The sequence below is a fragment of the Pseudohaemophilus paraphrohaemolyticus genome, assembly GCF_003253115.1.
Lineage (GTDB): Bacteria > Pseudomonadota > Gammaproteobacteria > Enterobacterales > Pasteurellaceae > Haemophilus_A > Haemophilus_A paraphrohaemolyticus_A.
On the sequence record NZ_QEQF01000008.1, the window covers coordinates 39,386 to 64,687 of the forward strand.

General features: G+C 41.5%; 32 protein-coding genes. 10 read left to right on the forward strand and 22 right to left on the reverse strand.

The window, feature by feature from the left end; genetic code table 11:
• Positions 1 to 138 precede the first annotated feature (138 nt).
• Entirely contained in the window at positions 139 to 1,470 is a 1,332-nt protein-coding gene (rimO, locus tag DPV92_RS07895; RefSeq protein WP_111354447.1) for a 30S ribosomal protein S12 methylthiotransferase RimO, read from the forward strand.
• Between the two features lie 67 nt (positions 1,471 to 1,537).
• On the opposite strand, the gene rppH is transcribed toward rimO, so the two are convergent.
• The 3 genes from rppH to DPV92_RS07910 form a co-directional block, all read right to left on the reverse strand.
• On the reverse strand, positions 1,538 to 2,194 hold the full coding sequence (rppH, locus tag DPV92_RS07900) for an RNA pyrophosphohydrolase (protein WP_111354399.1): 657 nt from the start codon (positions 2,192 to 2,194) through the stop codon (positions 1,538 to 1,540).
• Between the two features lie 518 nt (positions 2,195 to 2,712).
• Positions 2,713 to 3,507 carry a prolipoprotein diacylglyceryl transferase gene (lgt, locus tag DPV92_RS07905; RefSeq protein ID WP_111354400.1) on the reverse strand — a complete coding sequence of 265 codons (795 nt, stop codon included), beginning with the start codon at positions 3,505 to 3,507 and terminating at the stop codon, positions 2,713 to 2,715.
• 139 nt (positions 3,508 to 3,646) lie between these two features.
• Positions 3,647 to 4,438, reverse strand: coding sequence for a sulfite exporter TauE/SafE family protein (locus DPV92_RS07910; RefSeq protein ID WP_111354401.1), 792 nt, complete (start codon positions 4,436 to 4,438; stop codon positions 3,647 to 3,649).
• A 185-nt stretch (positions 4,439 to 4,623) separates the two neighbouring features.
• On the opposite strand from DPV92_RS07910, the gene napF reads away from it, so the two are divergent.
• The 7 genes from napF (at position 4,624) to DPV92_RS07945 (ending at position 10,904) form a co-directional block, all read left to right on the forward strand.
• A complete protein-coding gene (napF, locus tag DPV92_RS07915; RefSeq protein ID WP_111354402.1) occupies positions 4,624 to 5,154 on the forward strand; it encodes a ferredoxin-type protein NapF in 531 nt (176 codons plus the stop codon).
• Between the two features lie 15 nt (positions 5,155 to 5,169).
• Positions 5,170 to 5,433: a chaperone NapD gene (locus DPV92_RS07920; RefSeq protein ID WP_111354403.1), complete on the forward strand. Its 264-nt coding sequence runs from the start codon at positions 5,170 to 5,172 to the stop codon at positions 5,431 to 5,433.
• A 17-nt stretch (positions 5,434 to 5,450) separates the two neighbouring features.
• Positions 5,451 to 7,934: a nitrate reductase catalytic subunit NapA gene (napA, locus tag DPV92_RS07925; RefSeq protein WP_111354404.1), complete on the forward strand. Its 2,484-nt coding sequence runs from the start codon at positions 5,451 to 5,453 to the stop codon at positions 7,932 to 7,934.
• A 106-nt stretch (positions 7,935 to 8,040) separates the two neighbouring features.
• A complete protein-coding gene (napG, locus tag DPV92_RS07930; RefSeq protein WP_111354405.1) occupies positions 8,041 to 8,946 on the forward strand; it encodes a ferredoxin-type protein NapG in 906 nt (301 codons plus the stop codon).
• A complete protein-coding gene (gene napH, locus DPV92_RS07935; RefSeq protein ID WP_111354406.1) occupies positions 8,946 to 9,842 on the forward strand; it encodes a quinol dehydrogenase ferredoxin subunit NapH in 897 nt (298 codons plus the stop codon). The genes napG and napH overlap by 1 nt, the downstream gene beginning before the upstream one ends.
• A 19-nt stretch (positions 9,843 to 9,861) precedes the next feature.
• Positions 9,862 to 10,290 (forward strand): nitrate reductase cytochrome c-type subunit, encoded by a 429-nt coding sequence (locus DPV92_RS07940; RefSeq protein WP_111354407.1) that lies wholly within the window; start codon positions 9,862 to 9,864, stop codon positions 10,288 to 10,290.
• An 11-nt stretch (positions 10,291 to 10,301) separates the two neighbouring features.
• Entirely contained in the window at positions 10,302 to 10,904 is a 603-nt protein-coding gene (locus DPV92_RS07945; RefSeq protein WP_111354408.1) for a NapC/NirT family cytochrome c, read from the forward strand.
• 72 nt (positions 10,905 to 10,976) lie between these two features.
• Here the strand turns inward: DPV92_RS07945 and DPV92_RS07950 are convergent, their stop codons facing one another.
• Complete coding sequence (locus DPV92_RS07950) at positions 10,977 to 11,357, reverse strand: cupin domain-containing protein (RefSeq protein WP_040218818.1); 381 nt, start codon at positions 11,355 to 11,357, stop codon at positions 10,977 to 10,979.
• 325 nt (positions 11,358 to 11,682) lie between these two features.
• On the opposite strand from DPV92_RS07950, the gene gshAB reads away from it, so the two are divergent.
• Entirely contained in the window at positions 11,683 to 13,968 is a 2,286-nt protein-coding gene (gshAB, locus tag DPV92_RS07955) for a bifunctional glutamate--cysteine ligase GshA/glutathione synthetase GshB (RefSeq protein WP_111354409.1), read from the forward strand.
• 66 nt (positions 13,969 to 14,034) lie between these two features.
• On the opposite strand, the gene DPV92_RS10010 is transcribed toward gshAB, so the two are convergent.
• Entirely contained in the window at positions 14,035 to 14,340 is a 306-nt protein-coding gene (locus DPV92_RS10010) for a nucleotidyltransferase domain-containing protein (protein WP_318655608.1), read from the reverse strand.
• A 71-nt stretch (positions 14,341 to 14,411) separates the two neighbouring features.
• Between DPV92_RS10010 and ilvC the strand changes: the two genes are divergently transcribed.
• A complete protein-coding gene (gene ilvC, locus DPV92_RS07965) occupies positions 14,412 to 15,896 on the forward strand; it encodes a ketol-acid reductoisomerase (RefSeq protein ID WP_111354410.1) in 1,485 nt (494 codons plus the stop codon).
• Positions 15,897 to 16,615: 719 nt separating this feature from the next.
• On the opposite strand, the gene rplQ is transcribed toward ilvC, so the two are convergent.
• The 17 genes from rplQ to rplN all read right to left on the reverse strand — a co-directional run bounded on the left by rplQ (position 16,616) and on the right by rplN (position 25,158).
• Entirely contained in the window at positions 16,616 to 16,999 is a 384-nt protein-coding gene (gene rplQ / locus DPV92_RS07970) for a 50S ribosomal protein L17 (protein WP_111354411.1), read from the reverse strand.
• Positions 17,000 to 17,035: 36 nt separating this feature from the next.
• On the reverse strand, positions 17,036 to 18,025 hold the full coding sequence (locus DPV92_RS07975; RefSeq protein WP_005708109.1) for a DNA-directed RNA polymerase subunit alpha: 990 nt from the start codon (positions 18,023 to 18,025) through the stop codon (positions 17,036 to 17,038).
• 64 nt (positions 18,026 to 18,089) lie between these two features.
• Positions 18,090 to 18,716 carry a 30S ribosomal protein S4 gene (rpsD, locus tag DPV92_RS07980; protein WP_005705947.1) on the reverse strand — a complete coding sequence of 209 codons (627 nt, stop codon included), beginning with the start codon at positions 18,714 to 18,716 and terminating at the stop codon, positions 18,090 to 18,092.
• A 28-nt stretch (positions 18,717 to 18,744) separates the two neighbouring features.
• Positions 18,745 to 19,134: a 30S ribosomal protein S11 gene (gene rpsK / locus DPV92_RS07985; RefSeq protein ID WP_005705959.1), complete on the reverse strand. Its 390-nt coding sequence runs from the start codon at positions 19,132 to 19,134 to the stop codon at positions 18,745 to 18,747.
• Between the two features lie 15 nt (positions 19,135 to 19,149).
• Positions 19,150 to 19,506 (reverse strand): 30S ribosomal protein S13, encoded by a 357-nt coding sequence (rpsM, locus tag DPV92_RS07990; RefSeq protein ID WP_005705966.1) that lies wholly within the window; start codon positions 19,504 to 19,506, stop codon positions 19,150 to 19,152.
• Between the two features lie 135 nt (positions 19,507 to 19,641).
• Positions 19,642 to 19,755 carry a 50S ribosomal protein L36 gene (gene rpmJ, locus DPV92_RS07995; protein WP_005705974.1) on the reverse strand — a complete coding sequence of 38 codons (114 nt, stop codon included), beginning with the start codon at positions 19,753 to 19,755 and terminating at the stop codon, positions 19,642 to 19,644.
• Positions 19,756 to 19,775: 20 nt separating this feature from the next.
• The gene (gene secY / locus DPV92_RS08000; RefSeq protein WP_005705999.1) at positions 19,776 to 21,101 is read right to left on the reverse strand and encodes a preprotein translocase subunit SecY; all 1,326 of its coding nucleotides are present in this window, start codon (positions 21,099 to 21,101) and stop codon (positions 19,776 to 19,778) included.
• Positions 21,102 to 21,104: 3 nt separating this feature from the next.
• On the reverse strand, positions 21,105 to 21,539 hold the full coding sequence (rplO, locus tag DPV92_RS08005; RefSeq protein WP_040217561.1) for a 50S ribosomal protein L15: 435 nt from the start codon (positions 21,537 to 21,539) through the stop codon (positions 21,105 to 21,107).
• Positions 21,540 to 21,543: 4 nt separating this feature from the next.
• Positions 21,544 to 21,720, reverse strand: coding sequence for a 50S ribosomal protein L30 (rpmD, locus tag DPV92_RS08010; RefSeq protein ID WP_005705941.1), 177 nt, complete (start codon positions 21,718 to 21,720; stop codon positions 21,544 to 21,546).
• A 6-nt stretch (positions 21,721 to 21,726) separates the two neighbouring features.
• Positions 21,727 to 22,227 (reverse strand): 30S ribosomal protein S5, encoded by a 501-nt coding sequence (gene rpsE / locus DPV92_RS08015; RefSeq protein ID WP_005705945.1) that lies wholly within the window; start codon positions 22,225 to 22,227, stop codon positions 21,727 to 21,729.
• A 14-nt stretch (positions 22,228 to 22,241) separates the two neighbouring features.
• Positions 22,242 to 22,595, reverse strand: coding sequence for a 50S ribosomal protein L18 (gene rplR / locus DPV92_RS08020; protein WP_005706001.1), 354 nt, complete (start codon positions 22,593 to 22,595; stop codon positions 22,242 to 22,244).
• Between the two features lie 14 nt (positions 22,596 to 22,609).
• Positions 22,610 to 23,143 carry a 50S ribosomal protein L6 gene (gene rplF / locus DPV92_RS08025; protein ID WP_111354412.1) on the reverse strand — a complete coding sequence of 178 codons (534 nt, stop codon included), beginning with the start codon at positions 23,141 to 23,143 and terminating at the stop codon, positions 22,610 to 22,612.
• Between the two features lie 16 nt (positions 23,144 to 23,159).
• On the reverse strand, positions 23,160 to 23,552 hold the full coding sequence (rpsH, locus tag DPV92_RS08030; protein WP_111354413.1) for a 30S ribosomal protein S8: 393 nt from the start codon (positions 23,550 to 23,552) through the stop codon (positions 23,160 to 23,162).
• A 36-nt stretch (positions 23,553 to 23,588) separates the two neighbouring features.
• Entirely contained in the window at positions 23,589 to 23,894 is a 306-nt protein-coding gene (rpsN, locus tag DPV92_RS08035) for a 30S ribosomal protein S14 (protein WP_111354414.1), read from the reverse strand.
• An 11-nt stretch (positions 23,895 to 23,905) separates the two neighbouring features.
• A complete protein-coding gene (rplE, locus tag DPV92_RS08040; RefSeq protein ID WP_005708082.1) occupies positions 23,906 to 24,445 on the reverse strand; it encodes a 50S ribosomal protein L5 in 540 nt (179 codons plus the stop codon).
• A gap of 19 nt (positions 24,446 to 24,464) precedes the next feature.
• Entirely contained in the window at positions 24,465 to 24,776 is a 312-nt protein-coding gene (rplX, locus tag DPV92_RS08045; RefSeq protein ID WP_111354415.1) for a 50S ribosomal protein L24, read from the reverse strand.
• 10 nt (positions 24,777 to 24,786) lie between these two features.
• Positions 24,787 to 25,158, reverse strand: coding sequence for a 50S ribosomal protein L14 (gene rplN, locus DPV92_RS08050; protein ID WP_005619403.1), 372 nt, complete (start codon positions 25,156 to 25,158; stop codon positions 24,787 to 24,789).
• Positions 25,159 to 25,302: the final 144 nt, after the last annotated feature.

Consider the following 25,302-nt stretch of genomic DNA (forward strand, 5'->3'; position numbering starts at 1 on the left):
CGTGACTTTTAACAGAGAATTCAAACGAATTTGCAAAATTTTTATGAAATTTGACCGCTTGTTTTGTATAATATTTGCCTATTTCTTGCCACTGCTTTTGCGGTGGTCTTTTTTTAATTGATTAACCTATTATTTATGATGAACTCAACCCCCAATATTGGTTTTATTAGTCTTGGCTGTCCGAAAAACTTAGTGGACTCCGAGCGTATTTTGACTGAACTTCGTTCAGACGGTTATAACATTATTTCTAGCTATGAAGGTGCAGATTTAGTCATTGTGAACACCTGCGGATTTATTGATAGTGCGGTACAAGAATCGCTTGAAAGCATTGGCGAAGCCTTAGAAGCGAACGGCAAAGTGATCGTCACAGGCTGTCTTGGTGCGAAAGAAAATCAGATCCGTGAAGTGCATCCAAAAGTGCTAGAAATCACAGGCCCGCACAGCTATGAGGCGGTAATGAAACACGTGCACAAATATGTGCCGAAACCAGAATATAACCCATACGTGAGTTTAGTGCCAAAACAAGGGGTGAAACTCACACCGAAGCATTACGCTTATCTGAAAATCTCCGAAGGTTGCGACCATCGTTGTACCTTCTGCATTATTCCTTCAATGCGTGGCGATTTAGATAGCCGTTCTATCGTGCAAGTTTTAGACGAAGCCAAACGCCTTGTCGATGCGGGTGTGAAAGAGATTTTAGTCGTTTCGCAAGATACTTCGGCTTATGCCTTAGACAAGAAAAAAGAAGAGGGCACAAAAACGGTTTTCTGGAACGGAATGCCGATTAAAAATGATTTAATGAGCCTATGTGAACAACTCGGCTCATTAGGCGTTTGGGTGCGTTTGCACTACGTTTACCCTTATCCGCACGTGGATAATTTAATTCCGTTAATGGCGCAGGGCAAAATTCTGCCGTATTTGGATATTCCACTCCAACACGCCAGCCCAAAAATCTTAAAAGCGATGAAACGCCCTGGTTCGATTGAACGCACGCTTGAACGTATCAAAAAATGGCGTGAGATCTGCCCAGAATTGACACTTCGTTCAACCTTTATCATTGGCTTCCCTGGCGAAACGGAAGAAGATTTCCAAATGTTGTTGGATTTCTTAAAAGAAGCACAGCTCGACCGTGTAGGCTGCTTTAAATTTAGCCCTGTGGAAGGCGCACCTGCAACCGATATGGCAGACCAAGTGCCAGAAGAGGTAAAAGAAGAGCGTTTCCACCGCTTTATGCAGTTACAGCAAGAAATTTCAAGCGGTCGATTACAACAAAAAATTGGCAAAACCCTTGCAGTCATTGTCGATGAAATTGACGAAGAAGGCATTATCGGCCGCTCAATGGCAGATGCACCTGAAATTGATGGCGTGGTGTATGTCGATAATCTTTCAAACCAACCGGTTCAAGTGGGGCAGATTATTTCTGTAACCATTACCAATGCAGATGAATACGATCTTTGGGGAACCTGTTAGTTTGTTTCTAAAGTAATAAAAAATCGAGGCGAATATTCGCCCCGATTTTTTTATGCCATTTGATAAGTTATTTCCGATACCCTTTAGGTCGAGCACCTTTGTGTTTTTTATATTTGAAATGAGCAGGCTTGTCAGACTTTGGCTTATAGACTACAAGCGGTGCTTTTTTCGTATTTTCTTGCAAATGGGCTTTTTCTTTTGGCTTCTCTTCTCGTGGTTTCTCTTCTTTCAGCTTCATAAAAGGCTCGTTTAGCAAAATGCTGGCAAACTCTTTCATTGCTTTGCGATAAACATCGCGCTTAAACGAGACAACTTGACGGACAGGATACCAAAAGCTCACCCAGCGCCAGCCATCAAATTCAGGCGATTTGGTGGTTTTGAGATTGATGCTCGCCTCATCGCCAATAAATTGCAACAAAAACCAACGCTGCTTTTGCCCAATGCAAACGGGCTGATTGCCCGAATTTTCACGCACTAAGCGTCTTGGCAGTTTATATTTCAGCCAATATTTTGATGCCCAAATCACTCGCACATCTTTTCTGGTTAAGCCGACTTCTTCAAAAAGCTCACGGTACATCGCTGTTTCGATGTTTTCGCCTTCGTTAATGCCTCCTTGCGGAAACTGCCACGAATTTTGCCCAAACCGTTTTGCCCAGAGAACCTGCCCGTACTTATTACAGATGACGATACCCACATTCGGGCGATAACCATCGGAATCGATCACTTCATTCCCTATTTCTTATTAAAAAATGGAGAGATTGTTTCATAAATAGCCCATTTAGACAAGCCTAAAACAAATTGCGGATAAAGTTGTGGATAACTTTTAAGATCCTTGTGAAAAAGCAGATGATAAATGAGGTAAATCCGCTATTTCATTGACTTTAGAAATAGAGAAAATATCGATCTTTTGGTTTATTTTTATCACTGTATGGATCTTCATTTTTGAACAGAAAATAGAAAGCATCTGGATAACTATCCATTTATCTTTGTTTTCAAAACATAATTTTCAGCTTTATTCATACCAGTAGAAAAATTATCCCCATCAGTTGTGGATAAAAATGTGATAAAAATTCAAAAAGTGAGTGAATAACTTAGAGTAACTTTGCAAGCACATCAAAAAGGTCAATGAAAACAAGATCTTATGTAGTGAATAAAAGATGGGGAAAAATAAGGATGCGGAGAGGTTGTTTTTTAATCAGTTTTGCAGGCGAGAATTAACTCGCCTACTCATATTATTTGTATTTATACTGTTTTGCGTTTATACGCCCAAAGCATAATCACAATCCCACCAATAATCATCGGGAGTGATAACAACTGACCGCGGGTGATTAAGTCAGCTGCGGTGTTTACCGTTGGATCGAAATCGCGCACATATTCCACCAAGAAACGGAACACGCCATAGCCAATCAGGAATAAGCCGGCAACCGAACCCGCTGGGCGTGGTTTGCGGATAAACAGATTGAGCATCACAAACAATACTATGCCTTCTAGGAAAAACTCATAAAGCTGTGAAGGGTGACGTGGTAAATAACCACCGTTTGGGAACATCACCGCCCAAGGCACGTCTGTCACTCTGCCCCAAAGTTCGTCGTTGATAAAGTTCCCAATTCGCCCAGCCCCTAATCCAAACGGAATAAGGGGTGCAACAAAATCAGCCGTTTGCCAGAATGAGCGAGCTTGGCGGCGGGAAACCCAAATCATTGCGACAATCACGCCAATCAAACCACCGTGGAATGACATCCCACCTTCCCAAATGCGGAAAAGATAGAGCGGATCTTGTAAGAAGTGATCGAAGCTGTAAAAGAATACATCGCCAATACGACCGCCCAATACTACGCCCCAAAAGCCTGTGTAAAGCAGTTGATCGACATTTTCGCTTGTCCAAACGCCGTGCGAATTTTTTGCCCGACGCATACCAAGCCAATAAGCAAAACCAAAGCCGATGAGGTACATTAAACCGTACCAACGCAATGAAATTGGACCGATGCTGAAAATAATCGGATCGATTTGTGGGAAAGTTAAAAATTGTGAGTTCATAGAGTTCCTTTTTGAATTTTCGTGTAATAAAAATTCTCAAATATTTCCTCTCTTTAGTAAAGAGGGGGTGGGGAGATTTGGCAGAAGCCAACCTACCTCGTATGTAAAAACGGGATTTCTTAGGAAACCCAGTAAATAACTAACTCAAAAATATCTTCACTGCCATCGCAAGTAATAAGCAAGCAAAACCTTTTTTGAGGATAGGTACAGGCAGGCTATTTGCCGCATTGGCTCCAAGTTTTGAGGTAAAAAACGACGTTAACGTAATGCCAACCAATGCAGGTAAATAGACATAACCAAGTGAAAATTCGGGCAAATCAGGTACATTCCAACCGCTGGCGATAAAACTAAGCATCCCCGCTAAGCCTAAAAACGCCCCGCAGAAAGAGGAAGTACCGATTGCGGTTTTCATCTCCACACCGCGACCATTTAAAAACGGCACGATAAAACCTCCACCGCCAATGCCCGCAATGCTTGAAAGTGCACCAATCACACCACCTGCAATTACCATACTTTTCTGGGTAAGTGGTCGAATTTTACCTGTTTTTTTCAAGGAGAAAATCATTCTGCCCGCCATATAGACCACCATCACCGCAAAGAGTTTCTTTGCTAGTTGGGCATCTAAACCGCTGATAAACAGCCCACAAAGAAAGACGGAAATCATAATAGAAGGAAGCAGTACTTTCGCCACACTCAAATCAACGTTGCCCAATTTATGATGGCGTTGTGCTGAAGAAAATGCTGTAATCACAATCGTCGCAAAAGATGTGCCGAGTGCTGCTGACATCAAATGTTCAGGTGGTAGGCCCACCATAGGGAAGAGATAAACCAAGGTTGGCACGATAATTAAACCACCGCCAATGCCAAATAAGCCAGCCAAAAAGCCTACAATCAATCCAAGAATGAGGCAGCTGATAAAAAAGAGTATCATCATAGTTCCTTCGCTAAAAAATAATTAACAACATTTTAACTTCTTAACGAAATTTTCTCTATCGTTCTTTGATGCGTATCAAGAAAAGTGGGAATAGCATTGCAAATACCCCTTTTAGGTAATAAGGTAAAGATTGGAAAGGTTGGATAATATCCATCCAATATTTTGTAAGAGAAAAATCTGTTTTGAGTGATTTAACCAATCAATCTTTGCCTCGCCGTGCATTTCTGCGTGGGCAATTTTTAAGTACGCTAAAAACAGAACAAGTAGCACTGCAAGGTTATCAGGCAATCCGCCCACCTTGGGCGGATTTGGCAAATTTCTTGGAAAAATGCACCGCTTGTGGCCAGTGTGTGACAGCTTGTGAAACCAAGATTATCAAGCGAGGGGCGGGTGGTTTTCCCGAGATAGACTTTACCCTTGGCGACAAAGAGTGTACCTTCTGCGAAAAATGCGTGCAGGTGTGTCCTGAACCCGTTTTCTTACCAACTAGCGAAGCGGCTTGGTCGCATAAGGTGGAAATTTCTGAGCAATGTTTGTTGCAACAAAAAATTGAATGCCGTTCCTGTGGTGATTACTGCCCTGAGCGAGCGATTCGGTTCCGTCCAAGTTTAGGCGGAATTGCAACATTATCTTTAGATTTAACCGCTTGTAACGGCTGTGGGGCGTGTTTAAGCGTTTGTCCAACCAAGGCGATTAGCCTTAGTGGTATTTAATTTTAGTGATTTCTGATGAGTCAATTTAGCGAAAACGAAAATTGGTATGTGTGTAGCATTGTGGTGCAAGCCAGACCAGAAAAATTAGAACAAGTGAAAGCCGAGATTTTAGCCATCCCAACGGCGGAAATTCACGGCGAAAACCCCGAAGAAGGGAAGTTGGTGGTCACTCTTGAGAGCAATCGCCAATTAGCACTTGCCGATTTAATGGATGAAATTAAAGACATTTCAGGCGTAATTGTGGTGTCGTTAATTTCAAATTATTTAGATGAAAAATAATAGCGTGGGGAAAAACGATGGAACTCAATCGTAGAGATTTTATGAAAGCCAATGCAGCGATGGCAGCAGCGGCAGCGGCAGGAATGACAATTCCTGTCAAAAACGTCTATGCGGAAGATATAGGCATTAAGTGGGACAAAGCCCCGTGCCGTTTCTGCGGAACAGGTTGTAGCGTATTGGTAGGCACCAAAGATGGTCGTGTTGTGGCAACCCAAGGCGACCCAGATGCAGAAGTAAACCGCGGGTTGAACTGTATCAAAGGCTACTTCCTTTCAAAAATTATGTACGGTGCAGACCGTGTACAAACGCCTTTATTGCGTATGAAAGATGGTAAATTCCATAAAGAGGGCGACTTCACGCCTGTGACTTGGGATCAGGCTTTCACTATTATGGCGGAAAAAATCAAAGCTATCTTGAAGAAAAAAGAACCGAATGCAGTCGGTATGTTCTCTTCAGGCCAAACAACGATTTATGAAGGCTATGCAAAAGTAAAACTTTGGAAAGCTGGTCTTCGTTCAAATACTATCGACCCGAATGCTCGTCACTGTATGGCATCAGCAGCGGTTGCGTTTATGCGTACCTTTGGTATGGACGAACCTATGGGCTGCTATAACGATATCGAAAAAACCGATGCGTTTGTGCTTTGGGGTTCAAACATGGCGGAAATGCACCCAATTTTATGGTCTCGTATTTCTGACCGTCGCCTTTCTTCTGATAATGTGAAAGTTGTGGTTATGTCAACATTCGAACACCGTTCGTTTGAATTAGCTGATGTGCCTATCGTATTTAATCCACATTCAGATCTTGCAATTCTTAACTACATTGCAAACTACATTATCCAAAATGATAAAGTGAACTGGGACTTTGTTAACAAACACACCAAATTCAAACGTGGTGAAACCGATATCGGTTACGGTTTACGTCCAGAACACCCACTTGAAGTTGCAGCGAAAAATCGTAAAACTGCAGGTAAAATGTATGACTCTGACTTCGAAGAATTCAAGAAAATCGTTGCTCCTTATACATTAGATGAAGCACACCGTATTTCTGGTGTACCAAAAGATCAGCTTGAAACTCTTGCGAAGATGTACGCAGATCCAGAACAAAACTTAGTATCTTACTGGACAATGGGCGTTAACCAACACACTCGTGGTGTATGGGTTAACCACATGTTCTATAACGTACACTTATTAACCGGTAAAATTTCTAAACCAGGTTGTGGTCCGTTCTCATTAACTGGTCAACCTTCAGCTTGTGGTACAGCGCGTGAAGTAGGTACTTTCGTTCACCGTTTACCTGCGGACATGGTAGTAACCAATCCGAAACACGTTGAAATTACAGAGAAAAAATGGAAATTACCAAAAGGCACTATTCCAACCGTACCAGGCTATGCAGCAGTACAACAAAGTCGCGCCTTAAAAGACGGTAAACTAAATTTCTTATGGCAAATGTCCACCAACAACATGCAAGGTGGCCCGAATATCAATGACGAAATTTTCCCTGGTTGGCGTAACCCTGAGAACTTTATCGTTGTTTCAGACCCTTACCCATCAGTTTCTGCTGTTGCGGCTGACTTAATTCTTCCAACTTGTATGTGGGTAGAAAAAGAAGGGGGCTACGGTAACGCTGAACGTCGTACTCAATTATGGCGTCAACAAGTGAAAGGCCCAGGTGAGTCTCGTTCGGACTTATGGCAAATTGTTGAATTTGCTAAATACTTCAAAACGGATGAAGTATGGGGTGAAGAGTTATTAGCTCAAATGCCTGAATATCGTGGCAAAACTTTATATGAAGTGCTTTACGAAAATGGTGAAGTAAACAAATATAAAGTACCAACAGATGTTCCGGGATACATCAATGATGAAGCCGATCACTTTGGTTACTACCTACAAAAAGGTTTATTCGAAGAATACGCTGACTTCGGTCGTGGTCATGGTCATGACTTAGCACCATTCGATACTTATCATAAAGTGCGTGGTTTACGTTGGCCAGTAGTAGATGGTAAAGAAACGCTCTGGCGTTATCGTGAAGGATTCGACCCGTATGTTAAAGCAGGTGAAGATGTTGCGTTCTACGGCTATCCTGATAAAAAAGCAATTATCTTAGGTGTACCTTATGAAGCACCTGCAGAATCACCGGATGAAGAATATCCATTATGGTTATGTACTGGTCGTGTACTTGAGCACTGGCATACCGGTACCATGACTCGTCGTGTACCAGAGTTACACCGTGCGTTCCCAAATAACTTAGTGTGGATGCACCCAGCGGATGCGAAAAAACGTGGCTTACGTCACGGTGATAAAGTGAAACTCATTACCCGTCGCGGTGAAATGATTTCGCACTTAGACACTCGCGGTCGTAACAAATGTCCAGAAGGTTTGATTTTCACCACCTTCTTCGATGCAGGTCAGTTAGCCAATAAATTAACCTTAGACGCAACCGACCCGATTTCAGGCGAAACCGACTACAAAAAATGTGCGGTGAAAGTGGTTAAGGCGTAAATATACCCCATCTTTAGAAAAGAGGGGAATCTATGACCAAGCGGTCAAAATTTGCAAATCTTTTGCAAAATCCGACCGCTTGAAAACCACGAAAAAAGGAAACGCTATGAAACTAGATCCAAACCGCCGTCAATTTTTGAAAAATGTGACACGAACTGCGGCTGGGGTATGTGGGGCTGGCGTGATTTTAGGGCTACAACAGCAGCAAGCCAAAGCGAAAGAAGGCGTGGCACTTCGCCCTCCTGGAGCGTTGCCTGAAAATGAGTTCTTAGCGGCTTGTACCCGTTGTGGGCAGTGCGTGCAAGCATGTCCTTACGATATGTTGCACTTGGCTTCGCTGATTGCTCCGATGGAAGCAGGAACGCCGTATTTCGTAGCACGCGATAAGCCTTGCGAAATGTGTCCCGATATTCCTTGTATGAATGCTTGTCCGAGTGGTGCATTAAGCGAAGAGCTTAAAAATATCAACGATGCCCGTATGGGCTTGGCGGTGTTACTTGACCACGAAACCTGCCTCAACTGGCAAGGTTTGCGTTGCGACGTGTGCTACCGAGTTTGTCCGCTGATTGACAAGGCGATTACGCTTGAGAATGTCCATAACGATCGCACAGGCATTCATGCCAAACTGATTCCAACCGTGCATTCTGATGCTTGCACAGGCTGCGGTAAATGTGAACAAGCGTGTGTGTTGGAAGAGGCGGCAATTAAAGTGTTGCCGATGGATCTCGCTAAAGGCTTACTCGGTCGTCATTACCGCTTAGGCTGGAAAGAGAAACAGAATGCGGGTAAATCTTTAATTGAGGCACAACACCCTGATGGACTGCGTCCGCAATTTGAGGCAAGAATGCCAGAGGGGATGAGCGAAGCAAGCTATAAACCAATGCAAGTGAAGCCAAATCAGAAAGTGGCAACGCCAAACCGAGCTTCTATGGATTATGTGCCAAGTTCAACTACGGTACCTGAAGCAGAGCACTTCCCGGATTTGGACTTAAACATTAAGGGGGTGAAATAATGGCAGTTGCACCAAAATATACCCCAAACAAACCGAAAGATGCAGGCTTAGAAGCCCGTCAAAAACTCGGTTGTTGGCATGCTTACCGCTTTTTGATTTTACGCAGAATCACCCAACTCAGCATCATTTTGATGTTTTTAAGCGGACCAATGTGGAATTTCTGGATCTTAAAAGGTAATTACAGCTCGAGTATGTTATTCGATACTGTACCACTTACTGATCCACTGATTACCGCAGAAAGTTTAGCCACAGGCTATTTGCCTGAAATGACAACGCTCATCGGGGCATTCATTATCGTGCTGTTTTATGCGGTGGTGGCTAGCAAAGCCTTTTGTAGTTGGGTTTGCCCAATGAATATGGTTACAGATGCTGCAGCGTGGCTTCGCCGAAAACTTGGGATTCGCCAATCGCTTAAAATTTCCCGTGAATTACGCTATGTGATTCTAGGTGTGATTTTAGTGGGTAGTGCCTTTACAGGCTCGCTATTGTGGGAGTGGATTAACCCTGTTGCTGCATTAGGACGGATTTTCGTTTACGGTTTAGGAGCAACCCTCTGGCTAGTTACGGTGATTTTCCTGTTCGATTTATTGGTTGCTGAACACGGCTGGTGCGGTCATCTCTGCCCGATTGGGGCAATGTATGGCCTGATCGGGGCGAAAAGTTTAGTGAAAGTGAATGTGGTGGATCGTGCTCGTTGCGACCGTTGTATGGACTGCTACAACGTTTGTCCAGAACCCCAAGTGCTACGCATTCCCTTGCACGGCAAGCCTGAAGATAGCCCGATTGTGTTAGCAAAAGATTGTATTACTTGCGGACGTTGTATTGACGTTTGCGCTGAAAATGTTTTTGCATTTGGTTCTCGGTTTGAGAAGCAGATTAACATTAAAAATTTGTAAAATTGTAATGGAGTGATTTATGAAAAAATTCCTTGCTGTAATGCTTGTCGCACTTTCGGGTGTGGCTTTAGCAGATGCCCCAAAAGTGGCAAATAATATTGAAGGTGCGACAGAAAGCATCGCCCCAGCCTTTACCTCCCCTCCTAAAGATGTGGGCAATATTCCGATTACCTTCCCACATCAACCGCCACTTGTGCCACATAGTATTCGTGGTTTACAAGTAACGAAAAACGCCAACCAATGTTTGGGTTGCCACTCACCTGATGTTGCCCCAACTACAGGTGCACCACGTGTGCCAGAAAGCCATTTCTTAGATCGCGATGGCAAACACACTGAAGGTACATCACCACGTCGTTACTTCTGCTTACAATGCCACGTGCAACAAGCAAACGTAAACCCAATTATTCAAAACAAATTTGACGCTATTCGTCAGGCACAAGGTAAATAAGGAGCAACAAGATGATTAAAAAATTCTGGCATTGGTTACGTACACCAAGCAAACTTGCCCTTGGCACACTTATTCTTGTGATTGGCATCGGCACCTTAATTGCCTCAGCTGGCTTTAACAAAGGGATGGAAATGACCAACACCGAGCAGTTTTGTTCTGATTGCCATATGAACGATGTTGTGCCTGAATATCAAGCATCGATTCACTTCAGCAACCGTTCTGGCGTGAAAGCGGTTTGTTCAGACTGCCACGTACCACACGAATTTGTACCGAAAATGATCCGTAAAATGCAAGCTTCTACTGAAGTTTTAGCACACATCACAGGTAAAGTGGACACCAAAGAGAAATTCGAAGCACACCGCTTAGAAATGGCAGAACGCGAATGGGCACGTATGAAAGCCAACAATTCAAAAGAGTGCCGTAACTGCCACAACTTTGATGATATGGACTTCACCCAACAAAAAACCGTGGCACAGCAAATGCACGCTTTGGCACAAGAGCAAAACAAAACTTGTATCGACTGCCACAAAGGGATTGCTCACCATCTTCCACATATGGAAAAAGTCCAAAAATCTTTCATTCCTGAAGATATGATTAAGGAAGAGAAAAAATAGGTCTAAACGCTTAAAACAACAAGCGGTTCAATTTGGTAAAAGTTTTACCATTTTGAACCGCTTTTGCTTTAATTAGTGTTTGTGATCGTGATGATGCTCATGTGGGGCATCATCTACCTCAACTAATGTCACCATAATGACTGAGTCTTCTGCCGCTTCGCCTTGAATAAAGTATTTTCCATCAAAGTTAAGCACTTGCCCTACGTTGATTTCATGTTTTTCATTGTCATTCAATACCACATTCATTTTTCCGCTTAGTACGGTAAAAATCACACTATCGCCTTCGTGGTTATGACGTTTTAGTTGCTCTCCTTTCTTCAAGGCTTTTTTCACCACGGTAAACTGTTCCGTTTGCATAATTTTACCGAAGCCATCTTTTACTACACCAATATCTGCTTGTGCAATAGAGGCAATACCAAAGCTGAGTAATGAGGCTAATAACACTTTTTTCATAACAAGTCTCCTTTTGTGTTTTGAATTAGATGTCCTAATTCTGACACTTTTACTCAACTATTTCAATGCAAATTATTCTCAAATAAGAAAGACGTCATAAAAATTAAACTTTTAGAGAATACCCCTTCTTTAGCAAAGAGGGGACGGGGAGATTTGGCAGAAGTTAAAACGAAGAAATTAGTTTGTAAATTATACTATGTAAAAACATACAAAACCTTGATATAACCCAAAATTCTATTCACTTCCATTTCCTTATAAAACCTACTCATTTACTTGGGTTTTCTATGATATGATAGTTCCAATTTTCCTCTTAAAAGGATATCAAATGAAATTACAATCTCTCATTAAACAACACCAACTCGGCTTACTTTTCCAACAAGGCAATTTTGGCTTAGAAAAGGAGAGCCAACGTATTGATAAAAATGGCAATATCGTCACCACGCCTCACCCTGCGGCGTTTGGCAATCGTTCCTACCACCCCTATATTCAAACCGATTTTGCAGAAAGCCAGCTTGAGCTGATTACCCCACCAAATGGCAAGCTTGAAGACAGCCTGCGTTGGCTTTCTGCGATTCACGAAGTTGTTTTACGTTCTTTGCCTGAAAATGAATTCATTTTTCCGTTTAGTATGCCAGCAGGCTTGCCACCTGAAAGTGCGATTCAAGAAGCCCAGCTCGATAATGTAGAAGACGTAAAATATCGCGAACATCTCTCGAAAAATTATGGCAAATATAAGCAGATGGTGAGCGGTATTCATTACAACTTCCAGCTTTCGCCTGAATTTGTGAAAGCAGTGTTCAGCTTACAAAATGAGTATACGGAACTCAAAGATTTCCAAAACGCCTTATATATGAAATTGGCGAACAACTTCCTGCGTTATCAATGGATTTTGGTTTATCTGCTTGCGGCAACGCCAATGGTGGAAGCGAATTATTTTTCGCGAAATGGTGTTGAAAATTCACCGCTTGCAGCGGAGCAATTGGTGCGAAGTCTACGCTCTAGCCCTTACGGTTATGTTAATTCGCCTGATGTGGTGGTGAACCACGACAGCCTTGAAAGCTATGTGGAAACCTTAGAAGAACAAGTGAAAGCGGGTCGCCTGATTGCGGAAAAAGAGTTCTATTCCAACGTGCGTTTGCGTGGAGCTAAAAAAGCTCGCGAATTGCTAGAAAAAGGCGTGCAATATGCAGAATTTCGTCTTTTCGATTTAAATCCGCTGGAGCCGTATGGCATTAGCTTGGCAGATGCGAAATTTATCCACAGCTTCTTGCTTGGAATGCTTTGGCTGGATGAAACAAGCGGTCAAAAAGCGGTGGAACTTGGCAAACAGCGTTTGTATCAAGTTGCCCTTGAAGATCCGCGTGAACCAACGACGTTCCAAGCAGAAGGCGAAGCAGTGTTACATCAAATTATCAAGATGTTGAAAACCATCAATGCAGACGAAAGTGCGGTCAAAACTGCAGAAGAAAAATTGGCACAGCTTGCTGATCCGAGCCAAACGGTAAACGGCAAATTACTCAAAGCGATTGAACAAGCTGGCAGTTATAAAGCCTTAGGAGCGAAGCTAGCACAACAATATAAAGCCCAAGCTTTTGAGCGTTTTTATGCGCTTTCTGCATTCGACAATATGGAGCTTTCCACCCAAGCGTTGCTATTCGATTTGATTCAACAAGGTATCAACACCGAAATTCTGGACGAAAACGATCAGTTCCTTGCCCTTAAATTTGGCGATCATCTCGAATACGTCAAAAATGGTAATATGACCAGCCACGACCAATACATCTCGCCGCTGATTATGGAAAACAAAGTGGTGACTAAAAAAGTGTTAGCGAAAGCAGACTTTAACGTGCCAAAAAGTGTGGAATTTACCAGTGTGGAACAAGCAGTGGCACACTATCCGTTGTTTGAAGGCAGATCGGTGGTGATTAAGCCGAAATCGACCAACTACGGCTTAGGCATTACGATTTTCCAACAAGGCGTAACCAACCGCGAAGATTTCGCTAAAGCGATTGAAATTGCTTTCCGCGAAGATAAAGAAGTGATGGTGGAAGATTATTTGGCTGGCACAGAATATCGTTTCTTCGTGCTAGGTGATGAAACCTTGGCGGTATTACTCCGCGTGCCTGCGAATGTTGTGGGCGACGGAGTGCAAACAGTGCGTGAATTAGTGGCAGCGAAAAATACCGATCCACTGCGAGGCGATGGATCCCGTTCGCCACTGAAAAAAATAGCCTTGGGCGATATTGAATTATTACAGCTCAAAGAGCAAGGTTTAACGCCAGAGAGCGTGCCTGCAAGCGGTAAAATTGTGCAGCTACGTGCCAATTCCAACATCAGCACGGGCGGCGACTCTATTGATATGACCGACCAAATGCACGAAAGCTACAAACAACTTGCCGTAGGCATCGCCCACGCCATGGGTGCAAAAGTGTGTGGAGTGGATTTAATTATTCCTGATCTCACTAAACCTGCCGAGCCGTCGCTTAGCTCGTGGGGCGTGATTGAAGCCAACTTCAACCCAATGATGATGATGCACATCTTCCCTTATCAAGGTAAATCCAGAAGATTGACCAAGAATGTGATTAAGATGTTGTTTCCGGAAGTGAAATAGTGATAACAAAAAGTGTGGTTACAAACCACACTTTATTTTTGGTAAAACCCCTTCCCCATTCCTCGATTAAAGCGGGATTTGAAAGCTTATCGTAAATTGACACATCAAATAAATAGGCGTATGAGCTGCGCCTAAAGCATCTTGAATACGATATAGTTTTTCTTGGTTTAACGCTTGCCCTTTTAACGTGAAATCAATATCAAAACCTTCACGGTAATTTCCTTTTACGCGAGAGCCATAAATAATTACTTGCTCGATTTCAGGATATTGTGCAAATACATCTAAAATTGCTTGCGTGGAGCATTCATTTAATCCTTTGTGACGAAAGCCAATATTGCAAAAAACGCAATATAAAATCGCAATAATATCAATTTACGCAACCAATTGATTGAACTATACTGCCTCCAACTTAAACAAACCCATTTCAAAGAAGGAATGCAAACATGGCTAATAACTATTTCAACACATTAAATTTACGTCAAAAATTAGACCAATTGGGTCGCTGCCGTTTTATGGATCGCAGCGAATTCGCAGAGGGTTGCGAAGTATTAAAAGGTAAAAAAATCGTGATCGTGGGTTGCGGAGCTCAAGGTTTAAACCAAGGTTTAAATATGCGTGATTCTGGCTTAGATATCGCTTACGCATTACGCGCTGAAGCGATTGCAGAAAAACGTGCATCATTCCAACGTGCAACCGAAAACGGTTTCAAAGTTGGCACTTACGAAGAGTTAATTCCAACTGCAGATTTAGTGGTTAACTTAACCCCAGACAAACAACACTCTAAAGTGGTGGCTGATGTTGTTCCACTGATGAAACAAGGTGCGGCATTCGGTTATTCACACGGTTTCAACATTGTTGAAGTGGGCGAAGAGATCCGTAAAGACATCACTGTAGTGATGGTAGCACCAAAATGTCCAGGTACTGAAGTGCGTGAAGAGTACAAACGTGGTTTCGGTGTGCCGACATTAATCGCAGTTCACCCTGAAAATGACCCGAAAGGCGAAGGTATGGCAATCGCGAAAGCGTGGGCATCAGCAACAGGTGGCGACCGTGCGGGTGTGTTAGAATCTTCATTCGTAGCAGAAGTAAAATCTGACTTAATGGGTGAGCAAACGATTCTTTGCGGTATGTTACAAGCAGGTTCAATCGTGTGCTACGACAAATTAGTGGCAGACGGTAAAGACCCAGCATACGCAGGCAAATTAATCCAATACGGTTGGGAAACCATCACTGAAGCGTTAAAACAAGGCGGTATTACGCTAATGATGGATCGCTTATCAAACAGTGCGAAAATCCGTGCCTTTGAATTAGCAGAAGAAATTAAAGAACAATTAAACTTCTTATACTTAAAACATATGGATGACATCATCAGTGGTCACTTCTCTGCAACAATGATGGCAGACTGGGCGAACGGCGACAAAGATTTATTCGCATGGCGTGAAGCCACAGGCAAAACTGCATTCGAAAACGCACCAAAAGCAGACGGTATCAAAATTTCTGAACAAGAATACTTCGATAACGGTGTAGTGATGGTTGCAATGGTGAAAGCAGGCGTAGAAATGGCGTTCGATGCAATGGTAGCAAGCGGCATCTACGAAGAATCTGCATACTATGAGTCATTACACGAATTACCGTTAATCGCCAACACTATCGCGCGTAAACGTTTATATGAAATGAACGTGGTAATTTCAGACACCGCAGAATACGGTAACTACTTATTCGCAAACGTAGCAACCCCAATTCTTGCAGAGCAATTAATTCCAACCTTACAAAAAGGTGACTTAGGCGAGCCAACTCCAGCGGTTGAAATTGATAACGTGTACTTACGCGACATCAACGATGCAATCCGCAACCACCCTGTTGAGTTAATCGGCCAGGAATTACGTGGTTATATGACAGATATGAAACGTATTGCTGTAGCTGGCTAATCTAATTAGTAAAACATCCTAGTAAAACCACCGCTTGTTGTGAAACAAGCGGTGGTTTTTTACTTAATTTCCATCCCATAGCATCTATATAAAATTGCTCCATCTGTATCTGTTCATTTTTACCATTGCTTGTTATTGAATATAGATAGGTTTGTAGTAGACATCCCTAATAGAACAAAGCATTACTAAAACACAAAAATAACAGATAAAAAAGCAGTATTAATTAATGATAAGCGTCAATACTATTTAAAAAGACTTTGCCAACATATCTTGTATCGCCTAGATTAAACATTAAGATTTATGGAAGTGATTGATAAGCGTATTTCCAGAAGTGCAACTAATCTAAGTTCTTATTAAATCTAATTATTGCCTAAAGAAAAACATTTTATGATGGGTGATACAGAAATATCGTTGAAGATGATTTTTCCTACCATTCTTTTAAATTTCTGTATTTAAACAATAAGGGAATTTTTTTATTCACATTGCAAAAATGTGGCTTAGGTTCTTTTACTATAAAACTCTAGCATTCTCTTACCAACAATTTTGTCTATTGCTATTCTCTAACTACGATACCCCTCTCGATTGAAGCAAAATAAGCTACATCAAAAAAGCAAGCTCAAGTCTTGTTATGCATCCCTATATCAATAAAAACCATAAAAAAAGGTTGATTCTGGAATACCAAAATCAACCTCTAAAAGCTAACTCAATCTGAGTTTAAATTATTCTGTAGCTTCAGCTGAAACTTCAGGACGATCTACAAGCTCAATGTATGCCATTGGAGCATTGTCGCCTGCACGGAAACCACATTTTAAGATGCGAGTATAACCACCCGCACGTTGTGCAAAACGTGGACCTAATTCATTGAATAATTTAGCAACTGTTTCGATGTTGCGTGTACGAGCAAAAGCTAAACGACGGTTTGCAACGCTGTCTTCTTTTGCTAAAGTAATTAATGGTTCAACTACACGACGTAACTCTTTAGCTTTAGGCAATGTTGTTTTGATGATTTCGTGTTCAACTAAAGAACTTGCCATATTACGGAACATCGCTTGGCGATGGCTGCTGTTACGGTTTAATTGACGTCCACTCTTACGATGGCGCATAACCTATTCCTTCTTAGAAAATCTATTGACCCGAAATTAGTCTTCAGCAATGCTTGCTGGTGGCCAATTTTCAAGGCGCATACCCAGTGATAAGCCACGAGAAGCAAGAACATCTTTAATCTCTGTAAGTGATTTCTTACCAAGATTAGGCGTTTTTAATAACTCAACTTCTGTACGTTGTACTAAATCACCGATATAGTGAATTGTCTCTGCTTTCAAACAGTTAGCAGAACGAACTGTTAATTCAAGATCATCAACTGGACGGAGTAAAATCGGATCAAACTCTGGTTTCTCTTCTTTCACTTCTGGTTGACGAACATCACGTAAATCAACAAATGCGTCTAACTGTTCAGCTAAAATCGTTGCAGCACGACGAATGGCTTCTTCTGGATCGATTGTGCCATTTGTTTCCATCTCAATAACGAGTTTATCTAAGTCTGTACGTTGTTCAACACGAGCCGCTTCTACATTATAAGCAATGCGATCAATTGGGCTGAAACGTGCATCTACAAGTAAACGACCGATAGGACGATCATCGTCTTGAGTATGTACACGAGCTGATGCTGGTACATAACCACGACCACGTTGTACGCGAATACGCATATTGATGGTCGCATTTTTATCTGTCAAATGACAGATAACGTGGTTAGGATTTACAATTTCAACATCACCATCATGTGTAATGTCGCCTGCAGTCACAGGGCCAATTCCAGATTTAGTCAGTGTCAAAACAATATCATCTTTGTTTTGCACTTTTACCGCTAGACCTTTAAGGTTTAACAATACTTCAAGAATATCTTCTTGTACGCCTTCCTTGCTGCTGTATTCATGCAATACACCATCAATTTCAACTTCAGTGACGGCACAACCTGGCATTGACGAAAGTAAAATGCGACGGAGTGCGTTACCTAATGTATGGCCAAAACCACGTTCTAACGGCTCTAGGGTCACTTTTGCGTGAGTTAAACTAATTTGTTCAATATTCACTAAGTGCGGCTTTAAAAATTCTGTCACAGAACCCTGCATTTTATCCTCTCTTTGTTTATAAGCTTACTAATAATTAAATAATATATGTTAAATAAATTAACTATTATTTAGAGTAAAGCTCAACGATCAGATGTTCATTGATGTCTGCTGATAAATCAGAGCGTTCAGGGGTACGTTTAAATACACCTTCCATTTTAGTTGCATCAACTTCTAACCAAGTTGGTTTTTCACGTTGAGTAGCTAATTCTAATGATGCTTTAATACGTGCTTGTTTTTTAGATTTTTCACGAACAGCAACTACATCATCAACAGAAACTTGGAATGAAGGAATATTTACTACACGACCGTTTACTACGATAGATTTGTGGCTTACTAATTGGCGTGCTTCAGCACGAGTAGCCGCAAAACCCATACGGTAAACTACGTTATCTAAACGACCTTCTAATAATACTAATAAGTTCTCACCCGTATTACCTTTTAAGCGGTTAGCTTCTTTGTAATAGTTACGGAATTGACGCTCTAAGATACCATAGATGCGGCGAACTTTTTGTTTTTCACGTAACTGACTACCATAGTCAGATAAACGTGGCTTACGAGCACCGTGTTGACCTGGTGCTACATCAAGTCTATTTCTACATTTTGATTCAATCGCACGAACGCCTGATTTTAAGAATAAATCAGTACCTTCACGACGGCTTAGCTTGAGCTTAGGACCCAAATATCTTGCCATTTTCTTTCTCCAATTATTCTAACGTCAATTATACGCGACGTTTTTTCGGTGGACGACAACCGTTATGAGGAATCGGAGTCACATCTGTAATGTTCGTGATACGGAAACCTGCTGCATTTAATGCACGGATTGTTGATTCACGACCTGGACCCGGACCTTTAACCATAACTTCCAAATTCTTTAAACCAAATTCTTTAACCATTTCTGCACAACGCTCTGCAGCAACTTGAGCAGCGAATGGAGTTGATTTACGAGAACCACGGAAACCTGAACCACCTGCAGTAGCCCATGCTAATGCATTACCTTGACGGTCAGTAATGGTTACGATTGTGTTATTGAAAGATGCGTGGATATGAGCTACGCCATCTGCAATCTGTTTTTTAACGCGCTTACGTGCGCGAACTGGTGTTTTAGCCATTATTATCTACTCCGATTATTTTTTGATCGGTTTGCGTGGACCCTTACGAGTACGCGCATTAGTCTTAGTACGTTGACCACGTACTGGTAAACTACGACGATGACGTAAACCACGGTAGCAACCTAGGTCTAAAAGACGTTTGATGCTTAAAGTTACTTCACGACGTAAATCACCTTCGACAGTAAATTTACCAACTTCTTCACGCAGTTTTTCAATCTGCTCTTCAGACAATTCTCTGATCTTTACATCTTCAGCAATACCCGCCGCAGCACAGATAGCTTTAGCACGAGTTTTACCGATACCGTAAATTGCAGTTAATGCGATTACAGTGTGTTTTTGATCAGGAATGTTAATGCCTGCAATACGGGCCACTATGCACTCCTATTATTTAAAGTTTATTGATATGCTGATCTTGAAAAGCCCGTTTCAGGATACTCAAACAGCATATCAGGACGAATGAGCTGAGCAGTATACCTACTCAGCGGGTTCTTTGCAAGAAATATACGATTAACCTTGACGTTGTTTGTGTTTAGGATCGCTACAAATTACGCGAACAACACCTTCACGTTTAACAACTTTACAGTTACGGCACATTCTTTTAACTGAAGCACGAACTTTCATTGCTTATCCTTTTTTAAGGGCTATTGCCCTAAGCCTTTCAAATTGGCTTTCTTCAACACAGAGTCATATTGTAAAGACATCATATGACTTTGAACCTGTGCGATGAAATCCATAATAACTACCACTACAATTAATAATGAAGTACCGCCTAATTGGAATGGCACTTTCCATAATGATGTAATGATATAAGGAACCAAACAAACAAAGGTAATATACAACGCACCGATTAAGGTTAAACGTGTCATTACTCTATCAATATAACGCGATGTTTGTTCGCCTGGTCTATAACCTGGTACAAACGCACCTGATTTCTTAAGATTATCCGCTGTATCTCGTGGATTATACTGCATTCCTGTATAAAAGAAAGCAAAGAAAATCACAGCCATCGTAAATAATACGATGTATAACGGCTGTCCTGGCTGTAGTAATTGAGATAAATCAAATAACCATTCAAAACCTTCGCTACTTTGACCAAACCACTGCGTAATGCTTGCAGGGAATAAAATGATACTAGAGGCAAAGATTGCAGGAATTACACCTGCCATATTTACTTTTAACGGTAAATGAGATGATCTTGCAGGTGCCATCATTCTACCTTGTTGGCGACTTGCATAGTTTACCACAATTCTTCTTTGTCCACGTTCAACAAAGACAACGAAATATGTTACTGCAAATGCGATAATTGCTATTAGTAGTAAAACAAGGAATGAAATCTCACCTTGTCTCGCTTCTTCAATTGTTTGACCGATTGTTGCTGGAAGACCTGCAACGATACCTGCAAAGATAATTAAAGAAATACCATTACCGATACCACGCTCTGTAATTTGCTCACCTAACCACATTAAGAACATTGTTCCTGTTACTAAACTAATTACGGCAGTGATATAGAATAACATGTTCGGATTAGGTACTAATCCTGACAACATATTAGGAAGGGCAATTGAGATACCAATAGACTGAATAAATGCTAATAACAAAGTTGCATAGCGTGTATATTTGCTAATTTTACGACGCCCAGCTTCGCCTTCTTTTTTCAATTCAGCTAAAGGTGGGTGAATTGCTGTCAATAATTGGATAATAATTGACGCAGAGATGTAAGGCATAATACCTAGTGCAAATATAGAAGCTCTGCTTAATGCACCACCAGAGAACATATTAAACATATCAATGATGGTGCCTTGTTGTTGTCGAACTAACTCGGATAAAACAGAAGCATCAATGCCAGGAACAGGTATAAAAGAACCGATACGGAATACAATTAACGCACCTAAAACAAATAATAATCTTGATTTAAGCTCGCCGGTTCCTTTTTGTGTACTACCTTGGTACCCTGGTTGCTTTGCCATTTATTATTCCTCGATAGAACCACCAGCAGCTTCGATAGCAGCTTTAGCACCTTTAGTTACGCCTAAACCTTTAACTTTAACCGCTTTTTCAATTTTACCTGCCAAGATTACTTTTGCAGATAAAATATCTTTAGTGATTACGTTAGCCGCTTTTAACGCTTCTAAAGTTACAACTTCGCCATCTACTTTCGCTAAGTCGTTTAAACGAATTTCAGCAACGCGGAATGATTTTAATGAAGTAAAACCAAATTTTGGTAAACGACGGTATAAAGGCATTTGACCACCCTCAAAACCACGACGAACACCGCCGCCTGTACGAGATTTTTGACCTTTATGACCACGGCCACCAGTTTTACCTAAACCAGAACCAATACCACGACCTAAACGTTTAGCACTGTGCTTAGCACCTTCAGCTGGAGAAAGAGTATTTAAACGCATTCTATTACTCCTCCACTTTAACCATATAGTAAACTTGATTGATCATACCGCGTACTGCTGGAGTATCTTCAAGTTCTACGGTGTGACGAATATGACGAAGACCTAAGCCTTTTAACGTTGCTTTATGTTTCGGTAAACGAGCGATAGAGCTACGAGTTTGAGTTACTTTAATTTTTGCCATATTCAATTACCCCAAAATTTCTTCAACTGTTTTGCCACGTTTTGCAGCAACCATTTCAGGTGATTTCATGTTCTCAAGTGCATCAATTGTTGCACGAACAACGTTAATTGGGTTAGTTGAACCATATGCTTTAGAAAGAACGTTACGAACACCTGCCACTTCTAACACTGCACGCATTGCACCACCAGCGATGATACCAGTACCTTCGCTTGCTGGTTGCATGAATACACGTGAACCTGTATGTGAACCTTTAACAGGATGTTGTAATGTACCTTCGTTTAAAGCTACATTGATCATATTGCGACGAGCTTTTTCCATCGCCTTTTGGATCGCTGCTGGAACTTCACGAGCTTTACCGTAACCAAAACCTACACGACCATTACCATCGCCCACTACTGTTAAAGCAGTGAAACTCATGATACGACCACCTTTAACGGTTTTTGATACACGGTTAACCGCGATTAGCTTCTCTTGCAGTTCACCAGCTTGTTTTTCGATGTTTGACATCTCAAATTCCTCTATTAGAACTGTAGACCAGCTTCACGAGCAGCGTCTGCTAATGCTTGCACACGACCGTGGTATTTGAAACCTGAACGATCAAATGCAACCGCTTGAACACCTTTAGCTAAAGCACGTTCTGCAACTAATTTACCAACTACTGCAGCTGCGTCTTTATTACCAGTGTATTTAACTTGCTCTTTAATTTCTTTTTCAACAGTTGAAGCTGCTGCTAAAACTTCTGAGCCATTAGGTGCAATTACCTGCGCATAAATATGGCGAGGTGTGCGATGCACAACTAAACGTGTTGCACCTTGCTCTCTCATTAAATGACGTGCACGGGTTGCACGACGGATACGAGCTACTTTCTTATCCATAGTGTTACCTTACTTTACTTTTTCTTCGCTTCTTTAGTACGTACAACTTCATCAGCGTAACGTACACCTTTGCCTTTATAAGGCTCTGGACGGCGATATGCACGAATGTCTGCTGCCACTTGGCCAATTAACTGTTTATCCGCACTTTTGAGAATGATCTCTGTTTGTGATGGACATTCACCAGTTACACCTGCTGGCAACGCATGTTCAATTGGGTGTGAGAAACCTAAACTTAAAGCAACTACGTTACCTTTCATTTGAGCTCTGTAACCAACACCAACTAATTGCAATTTCTTCGTAAAGCCTTCAGTAACACCGATAACCATAGCATTAACTAATGCACGAGCTGTACCTGCTTGTGCATCTGCACCTGCAAGGCCTTCGCGTGGTGCGAATGTTAATGTATCAGCTTCGTATTTTACTTCAACTGCATTATGAATTTCGCGAGATAACTCGCCGTTTTTACCTTTAACTGTTAATAGCTGACCGTTCAAAGTAACTTGAACACCGGCAGGAACATTAACAGGTGCTTTTGCAACACGAGACATTTTTCCTACCTCTCTATTATGCTACGTAACAGATGATTTCACCGCCGAGACCTGCTTGACGTGCAGCACGGTCGGTCATAACACCTTTCGATGTAGAAACAACTGCAATACCTAAACCACCCATTACTTTTGGTAATTCGTCTTTACGTTTGTAAATACGAAGACCAGGACGGCTTACGCGTTGGATACTTTCTACTACTGGTTTGTTTTGGAAATACTTTAAAATGATTTCCAACTCAGGTTTTGAACCTTCAACAACTTTGAAGCTCTCAACATAACCTTCTTCAGCTAAAACGCTTGCAATAGCAACTTTTAACTTAGATGAAGGCATACTGATTGCAACTTTATTCGCAGCTTGACCGTTACGAATACGGGTCAGCATATCTGCGATTGGATCTTGCATGCTCATGTATTTACTCCCATGATTCCAAATTAAAAGAGGTTATTACCAGCTTGCTTTCTTAAGGCCAGGAATTTCACCGCGCATAGCAGCTTCACGAACCTTAATACGGCTTAAACCAAACTTACGAAGTACACCGTGTGGACGACCAGTTTGGCGGCAACGGTTACGCTGACGGATTGGACTAGAATCGCGTGGAAGTGTTTGTAATTTTAACACTGCTGCCCAACGTTCTTCGTCTGAAGAATTTACATCAGAGATGATTTTCTTTAATTCTTCACGTTTAGCGTAGAATTTATCAGCTAATTTCGCACGTTTAACATCACGTGCAATCATTGATTGTTTTGCCACGATAACCTACCTTATTTACGGAATGGGAAATTGAAAGCCGCTAATAAAGCCTGACCTTCTTCGTCATTTTTCGCAGTTGTAGTGATTGTAATATCTAAACCACGTACACGATCTACTTTATCGTAGTCGATTTCTGGGAAAATGATTTGTTCACGAACACCCATACTGTAATTACCACGACCGTCAAAAGACTTCGCACTTAAACCGCGGAAGTCACGGATACGTGGAACAGCGATAGAAATCAATCTTTCAAAGAACTCCCACATGCGTTCACCGCGAAGAGTTACTTTACATCCGATTGGATATCCCTGACGGATTTTAAAGCCAGCAACTGATTTACGAGCTTTAGTAATTAAAGGTTTTTGACCGCTGATTGCTGTTAGATCTGCTACTGCGTTATCTAAAAGTTTTTTGTCGGTCAATGCTTCACCCACACCCATATTCAGGGTAATCTTTTCGATTCGTGGGACTTGCATGACAGATGAGTAGTTGAATTTTGCTTTTAATTCATTCACTACTGTATCTCTGTAGTAATCATGCAGTTTCGCCATCGCATTACTCCAGTTTTAATTAAATAATTTCATTATTAGATTTGAAGAAACGTACTTTTTTACCATCTTCGAATCTAAAACCTACACGGTCAGCTTTGTTTGTTTTCGGGTTGAAGATTGCAACGTTTGAACCATCGATTGCAGCTTCTTTTTTCACTAAACCACCAACTTTACCTAAAGCGGGAACTGGTTTTTCGTGTTTAGTGATGATGTTGATACCTTCAACAACAACTTTACCGTTTGGTAACACTCGAGTTACCTTACCACGTTTGCCCTTGTCTTTACCAGCAAGAACAATTACTTCATCATTTTGACGGATTTTAGCAGCCATTACATTCCCCTTACAGTACTTCTGGAGCTAAAGAAATGATCTTCATGAATTTCTCAGAACGAAGTTCACGAGTCACAGGTCCAAAAATACGAGTACCGATTGGTTGCTCAGTGTTATTGTTTAAAATTACACAAGCATTGCCATCGAAACGAATAACTGAGCCATCTGGGCGACGAACACCCTTCTTGGTGCGCACAACAACTGCTTTTAACACATCACCTTTTTTCACTTTACCGCGTGGAATTGCTTCTTTTACAGTAACTTTGATGATATCGCCAATAGCAGCGTAACGACGGTGCGATCCACCTAGAACCTTGATACACATTACGCTACGAGCCCCTGAGTTATCAGCAACATCCAGCATAGTCTGTTCTTGGATCATATTAGTGCTCCGTTAAATAAAAAAAACACCCTTTCGGGACGACACTATCTTTTCCCAAAAAGATAGCTTGCCAATTATACATATTTTATATAGCTAACACAACTTTATTTACTCATTGAAAGAAAATAATGCGTTGGAAATTTG

Bases quoted from the DNA above. Each gene is read 5' to 3' on its own strand.
- rimO (WP_111354447.1), top strand. From the start codon at position 139: ATGAACTCAACCCCCAATATTGGTTTTATTAGTCTTGGCTGTCCGAAA.
- lgt (WP_111354400.1), bottom strand. From the start codon at position 3,507: ATGAACTCACAATTTTTAACTTTCCCACAAATCGATCCGATTATTTTC.
- DPV92_RS07910 (WP_111354401.1), bottom strand. From the start codon at position 4,438: ATGATACTCTTTTTTATCAGCTGCCTCATTCTTGGATTGATTGTAGGC.
- DPV92_RS07920 (WP_111354403.1), top strand. From the start codon at position 5,170: ATGAGTCAATTTAGCGAAAACGAAAATTGGTATGTGTGTAGCATTGTG.
- napA (WP_111354404.1), top strand. From the start codon at position 5,451: ATGGAACTCAATCGTAGAGATTTTATGAAAGCCAATGCAGCGATGGCA.
- napG (WP_111354405.1), top strand. From the start codon at position 8,041: ATGAAACTAGATCCAAACCGCCGTCAATTTTTGAAAAATGTGACACGA.
- napH (WP_111354406.1), top strand. From the start codon at position 8,946: ATGGCAGTTGCACCAAAATATACCCCAAACAAACCGAAAGATGCAGGC.
- DPV92_RS07940 (WP_111354407.1), top strand. From the start codon at position 9,862: ATGAAAAAATTCCTTGCTGTAATGCTTGTCGCACTTTCGGGTGTGGCT.
- DPV92_RS07945 (WP_111354408.1), top strand. From the start codon at position 10,302: ATGATTAAAAAATTCTGGCATTGGTTACGTACACCAAGCAAACTTGCC.
- DPV92_RS07950 (WP_040218818.1), bottom strand. From the start codon at position 11,357: ATGAAAAAAGTGTTATTAGCCTCATTACTCAGCTTTGGTATTGCCTCT.
- gshAB (WP_111354409.1), top strand. From the start codon at position 11,683: ATGAAATTACAATCTCTCATTAAACAACACCAACTCGGCTTACTTTTC.
- ilvC (WP_111354410.1), top strand. From the start codon at position 14,412: ATGGCTAATAACTATTTCAACACATTAAATTTACGTCAAAAATTAGAC.
- rplQ (WP_111354411.1), bottom strand. From the start codon at position 16,999: ATGCGCCATCGTAAGAGTGGACGTCAATTAAACCGTAACAGCAGCCAT.
- DPV92_RS07975 (WP_005708109.1), bottom strand. From the start codon at position 18,025: ATGCAGGGTTCTGTGACAGAATTTTTAAAGCCGCACTTAGTGAATATT.
- rpsD (WP_005705947.1), bottom strand. From the start codon at position 18,716: ATGGCAAGATATTTGGGTCCTAAGCTCAAGCTAAGCCGTCGTGAAGGT.
- rpsK (WP_005705959.1), bottom strand. From the start codon at position 19,134: ATGGCTAAAACACCAGTTCGCGCACGTAAGCGCGTTAAAAAACAGATT.
- rpmJ (WP_005705974.1), bottom strand. From the start codon at position 19,755: ATGAAAGTTCGTGCTTCAGTTAAAAGAATGTGCCGTAACTGTAAAGTT.
- secY (WP_005705999.1), bottom strand. From the start codon at position 21,101: ATGGCAAAGCAACCAGGGTACCAAGGTAGTACACAAAAAGGAACCGGC.
- rplO (WP_040217561.1), bottom strand. From the start codon at position 21,539: ATGCGTTTAAATACTCTTTCTCCAGCTGAAGGTGCTAAGCACAGTGCT.
- rpmD (WP_005705941.1), bottom strand. From the start codon at position 21,720: ATGGCAAAAATTAAAGTAACTCAAACTCGTAGCTCTATCGCTCGTTTA.
- rpsE (WP_005705945.1), bottom strand. From the start codon at position 22,227: ATGTCAAACATCGAAAAACAAGCTGGTGAACTGCAAGAGAAGCTAATC.
- rplR (WP_005706001.1), bottom strand. From the start codon at position 22,595: ATGGATAAGAAAGTAGCTCGTATCCGTCGTGCAACCCGTGCACGTCAT.
- rplF (WP_111354412.1), bottom strand. From the start codon at position 23,143: ATGTCTCGTGTTGCAAAAGCACCTGTTAATGTTCCTGCCGGTGTTCAA.
- rpsH (WP_111354413.1), bottom strand. From the start codon at position 23,552: ATGAGCATGCAAGATCCAATCGCAGATATGCTGACCCGTATTCGTAAC.
- rplE (WP_005708082.1), bottom strand. From the start codon at position 24,445: ATGGCGAAACTGCATGATTACTACAGAGATACAGTAGTGAATGAATTA.
- rplX (WP_111354415.1), bottom strand. From the start codon at position 24,776: ATGGCTGCTAAAATCCGTCAAAATGATGAAGTAATTGTTCTTGCTGGT.
- rplN (WP_005619403.1), bottom strand. From the start codon at position 25,158: ATGATCCAAGAACAGACTATGCTGGATGTTGCTGATAACTCAGGGGCT.